The sequence below is a fragment of the Arenimonas sp. genome, assembly GCF_035312645.1.
Classification (GTDB): domain Bacteria; phylum Pseudomonadota; class Gammaproteobacteria; order Xanthomonadales; family Xanthomonadaceae; genus Arenimonas.
Map to the genome: position 1 here is coordinate 1 of NZ_DATGBO010000112.1, position 4,180 is coordinate 4,180.

At 65.6% G+C, this 4,180-nt stretch carries 5 protein-coding genes; all 5 read left to right on the top strand.

The genetic code is table 11. From position 1 onward, the window contains the following. The coding region (locus tag VKM35_RS10465) for a winged helix-turn-helix domain-containing protein (RefSeq protein ID WP_324320965.1) at nt 1–268 on the top strand (268 nt) is incomplete at its 5' end. Beyond that, on the top strand, nt 265–1,554 hold the full coding sequence (locus VKM35_RS10470) for a HAMP domain-containing sensor histidine kinase (protein WP_324320966.1): 1,290 nt from the start codon (nt 265–267) through the stop codon (nt 1,552–1,554). The genes VKM35_RS10465 and VKM35_RS10470, both read left to right, overlap by 4 nt. Before the next feature lie 113 nt (nt 1,555–1,667). Next, nucleotides 1,668–3,236, top strand: a complete 1,569-nt coding sequence (locus tag VKM35_RS10475) for an efflux RND transporter periplasmic adaptor subunit (RefSeq protein ID WP_324320967.1) — start codon at nt 1,668–1,670, stop codon at nt 3,234–3,236. After that, entirely contained in the window at nt 3,233–3,925 is a 693-nt protein-coding gene (locus tag VKM35_RS10480) for an ABC transporter ATP-binding protein (protein ID WP_324320968.1), read from the top strand. The genes VKM35_RS10475 and VKM35_RS10480 overlap by 4 nt, the downstream gene beginning before the upstream one ends. Continuing rightward, a partial coding sequence (locus VKM35_RS10485; RefSeq protein WP_324320969.1) for an ABC transporter permease occupies nt 3,922–4,180 on the top strand: 259 nt, incomplete at its 3' end. The genes VKM35_RS10480 and VKM35_RS10485, both read left to right, overlap by 4 nt.

The following is a 4,180-nucleotide window of genomic DNA, read 5'->3' on the forward strand; positions in this document are numbered from 1 at the left end:
CGTGACCCGCGAGGGCCGCGATCTGCAGTTGTCGCCGATCGGCCTGCGTTTGCTCACCATCCTTATGCGCGAATCGCCGCGCGTGGTTACCCGCCGCGACATCGAACGCGAGATCTGGGGCGATGGCCTGCCCGATTCCGACACGCTGCGCAGCCATCTGTACAACCTGCGCAAAGCAATCGACCGGCCGTTCGAAAAACAACTGCTGCATACCGTGCAGACCGCCGGCTACCGCATCGCCGACCTCGATCACAGCGTCTCGACATGAGCGAACGCAGCGGCCTGCGCCGCAAGATCTGGGTTGCATTCATCCTGCAGGCGGCGGCGATCAGTTTTGCGGCGGTGCTTGGTGTTTATGGTGCGTCGGCGGTGCTCAAGCACGTGCTGATCCAGCGCGCGTTGCAGGAAGAGGCCGTGCATTTCTGGGACCGGCGTGCGCTCAATCCGCGCGCCGACGTACCCGACACTTACAACATGACTGGCTATCTGGTGCGCCCAGGCGAAACGACGCTGCTGCCCGAAGCATTGAAGTCGTTGGAACCCGGATTTCATAGTCTGCCGCGTGCCGAGGGCGGCTCGCTGGTGCTGGTGCAGGATCGCGACGAGCAACGCCTGTATCTGTTGTTCAAGCAAGAGCAGGTCGACGCGCTCGCGTTCTGGTTTGGCATGGCGCCGCTGGCGCTGGTGCTGGCGGTGGTCTATGTGATCGCGTGGTCGACCTATCGCGCATCGAAACGCGCGGTGTCGCCGGTGATCTGGCTGGCCAGCCAGGTGCAGCATTGGGATCCGCACCACCCGAATGTCGATGCGATCAAGCCGGAGAACCTGCCCGGCGATGTCGAAGGCGAGGCGTTGGCGCTGGCGTCGTCGCTGCATGACTTCGGTTCGCGCATCGGCAGTTTCGTCGAGCGCGAGCGCAACTTCACCCGCGATGCCTCGCACGAACTGCGCACGCCGCTGACGGTGATCCGTGTCGCCACCGACATGATGGCCAGCGACGAAGGGCTGTCGCCGATGTCGCGGCGCGCGCTGACGCGCATCCGGAATTCCGGTCGCGACATGGAAGCATTGATCGAGAGCTTCCTGATTCTCGCGCGTGAAGGCGATACCGGATTGCCTGATGAGGATTTCCCGGTCAGCGATGTCGTCCGCGACGAGATCGACAAGGCGCGGCCGCTGTTGATCGGCAAGGCGGTCGAGCTCGATCTGGTGCAGGAGGCGGATTTCGAACTGCACGCGCCGTCGCGGGTGCTGTCGGTGCTGCTGGGCAATCTGTTGCGCAATGCCTGTCATTACACCGACGCGGGCAGAATCACGATCACAGTTCGACGCGGCAGCATCGCCATCGGCGACACCGGCGTGGGCATGACGCGCGAGGAGCTGACCAAGGTGTTCGAGCCGTTCTTCCGCGGCGGTGATCGCGGCAAGGACGGGCAGGGTATCGGCCTGTCGATCGTACGCAGGCTTTCCGATCGCTACGGTTGGCCGGTATCGTTGGAAAGTGAACCTGGCCGCGGCACCACTGCGACCATTCGATTCCCGGCCGCATCCTGAGTCTGGATGCGGAACCCCGCTGCCGTTTTGCGGTCGCTGCAGCGGGGCAGGTGTAGTGCCGGGTCGAGACAAACCCCCTTTCCAGAAACTCCAGAATTTTCCAAGGATCACGAATGTCGTCGCCGTCGCGTATGCAAAACCCGAGTAGTCGCCGCTGGCTGTGGCCGGTCCTGATCACCCTCGCAGTGCTGGCATTGGCCTGGTGGTTCGTCGGCAAGCGCAGCGCGGCGGAGGAATCGGCGTATCGCACCGCAGCGGTGGAGCGCGGGGAAATCCGCACGGCGATTTCCGCGACCGGCACGCTCAGCGCCACCGCCACCGTCGATATCGGTGCGCAGGTGTCCGGCCAGCTGCAGACGGTGGAGGTGGATTTCAACGACAGCGTCAAGAAAGGCCAGGTGATCGCGCGCATCGATCCGAGCACGTTCCAGGCGCGCGTCGACCAGGCCAATGCCACCCTCGCCAGCGCCCGCGCAAGCTTGAATGAAGCGCAGGCCGCCGCTCACAACGCCGAGGCCGACTACAACCGCAAGGCCGATCTGGTGAAGCGGCAGCTGGTCTCGCGTACCGATGCCGATGCCGCGCTTGCCGCACGCGATCAGGCCCGCGCCCGCATCGCCTCGGCGAACGCGCAGGTGCAGCAGCAGGTCGCCAGCCTCAACAGCGCGCGCCTGGACCTGGACAAGACCGTGATCCGCGCGCCGGTCGATGGCGTGGTGCTGTCGCGCACGGTCGAGCCCGGGCAGACCGTCGCGGCGAGCCTGCAGACGCCGGTGCTGTTCAAGATCGCCGGCGACCTGCGCCAGATGGAAATCGTGCTGGCGATCGACGAGGCCGATATCGGCCAGTTGCGCGATGGCCAGCCGGTGCGCTTCACCGTCGATGCGTTTCCTGATCGCAACTTCAACGGCCGCGTGAAACAGGTGCGCCTGGCTGCGACCAATACCTCGAACGTGATCACCTATCCGGTGGTGGTGCAGGTCGACAACGTCGACCAGACCCTGCTGCCGGGTATGACCGCGAATGCCGAGATCGAGATCAGCCAGCGCGAGAACGTGCTCAGCGTGCCCAACGCCGCGCTGCGTTTCCGTCCTGCCGATCCGACCGCCGGCTTCGGCGCTCCTGGCCAGGCGGCGCCTGCGGCAGCGGCGAGTTCGGGCCAGGCGCGCGGCGGCATGATGATGGTCGATACCCTGAGCACGCTCGCGGCCTCGCTCAAGCTCAACGCGGCACAGCAGACGGCATTCGACGCCGCGATCCAGGAAATGCGTGATCGCGCGAAAGCGCGCGCAGCGGCGGCATCGACGCAAGCGCCCGGTGCTGGTATCGCTGGCGCAACCGGTGGCGGTGTCGGCGGCGGTCAACGCGGCGGTGGTCAAGGTGGCCCGCGCGGCGGCAATGGTGGCGACGCCGGCAAGCGCATGGCTGAACGCATGAAGCAATCCTTCGCGCCATTCCGCGCCACGCTTACCCCAGGGCAGCAGGCCACCTGGGATGCCTCGCTGAGTGCGCTGGCCAGCGCCAAACGCGCGCCGATCTACAAGCTGGTCGATGGCAAGCCGGAAGCGGTGACGATGCGCATCGGCGCCAGCGATGGCACGCGCACCGAGATCATCGGCGACGGACTGGCCGAAGGCGACCAGGTGATCATCGGCAGCGCCCGCCCGACCACCACGCCATGACGCCACTGGTCGTTGATACCGAAGGCCTGAGCAAGGTCTATCACGCTGGCAGCGAGGCCGAAGTCGTGGCCTTGCGCGATGTGAGTCTGAAAATCGCCGCCGGCGAATTCGTCGCGATCATGGGGCCGTCGGGTTCCGGAAAGTCGACGCTGATGAATTTGATCGGCTGCCTCGACAAGCCGACGGCGGGTCGCTATCTGTGCGACGGCATCGACGTCTCGCGACTCGATCGCGAAGAACTCGCGCAACTGCGCCTGCAAAAACTCGGCTTCGTTTTCCAGGGTTTCAACCTTCTCACGCGCATGGATGCCCTGCACAACGTGATGATGCCGCTGGCCTACGCCAACACGCCGCTGGCCGAGCGCGCCGAACGCGCGCGTGCCGCGCTCGAATCGGTCGGTCTCGGTGCTCGCGCCAACCATCTTCCCGGCGAACTTTCCGGTGGCCAGCAACAACGCGTGGCGATCGCCCGCGCATTGATCAATCGGCCACCGGTGCTGCTCGCCGATGAACCCACCGGCGCGCTCGATTCGCGCACCGGCGAGGAAATCCTGACCTTGTTCAAGCAACTGCGCGACGACGGCCACACCATCATCCTGATCACCCATGACGCCCACGTCGCCGAACACGCCGATCGCACCTGCGTGATGCGCGATGGCGAACTGCATGAGCAGGAGGTGGCGGCATGACCCTCAACGACACGCTGCGCACCGCGATCTTCGCGCTGCGTGGCAACTGGATGCGCAGCGCGCTGACCTCGCTCGGCGTGATCATCGGCATCGCGGCGGTGATCGTGATGGTCTCTGTCGGGCAGGGCACGCAGGCCGAGATCAGCAAGATGGTGTCAGGGCTCGGCGCCAATCGTCTCGATATCAGTTCCGGCGCCGGCAACCAAGGCGGCGTACGAACCGCTGGCGGCAGCCAGCTCACGCTCACCGACGACG

Bases quoted from the DNA above. Each gene is read 5' to 3' on its own strand.
- VKM35_RS10470 (WP_324320966.1), top strand. From the start codon at position 265: ATGAGCGAACGCAGCGGCCTGCGCCGCAAGATCTGGGTTGCATTCATC.
- VKM35_RS10480 (WP_324320968.1), top strand. From the start codon at position 3,233: ATGACGCCACTGGTCGTTGATACCGAAGGCCTGAGCAAGGTCTATCAC.
- VKM35_RS10475 (WP_324320967.1), top strand. From the start codon at position 1,668: ATGTCGTCGCCGTCGCGTATGCAAAACCCGAGTAGTCGCCGCTGGCTG.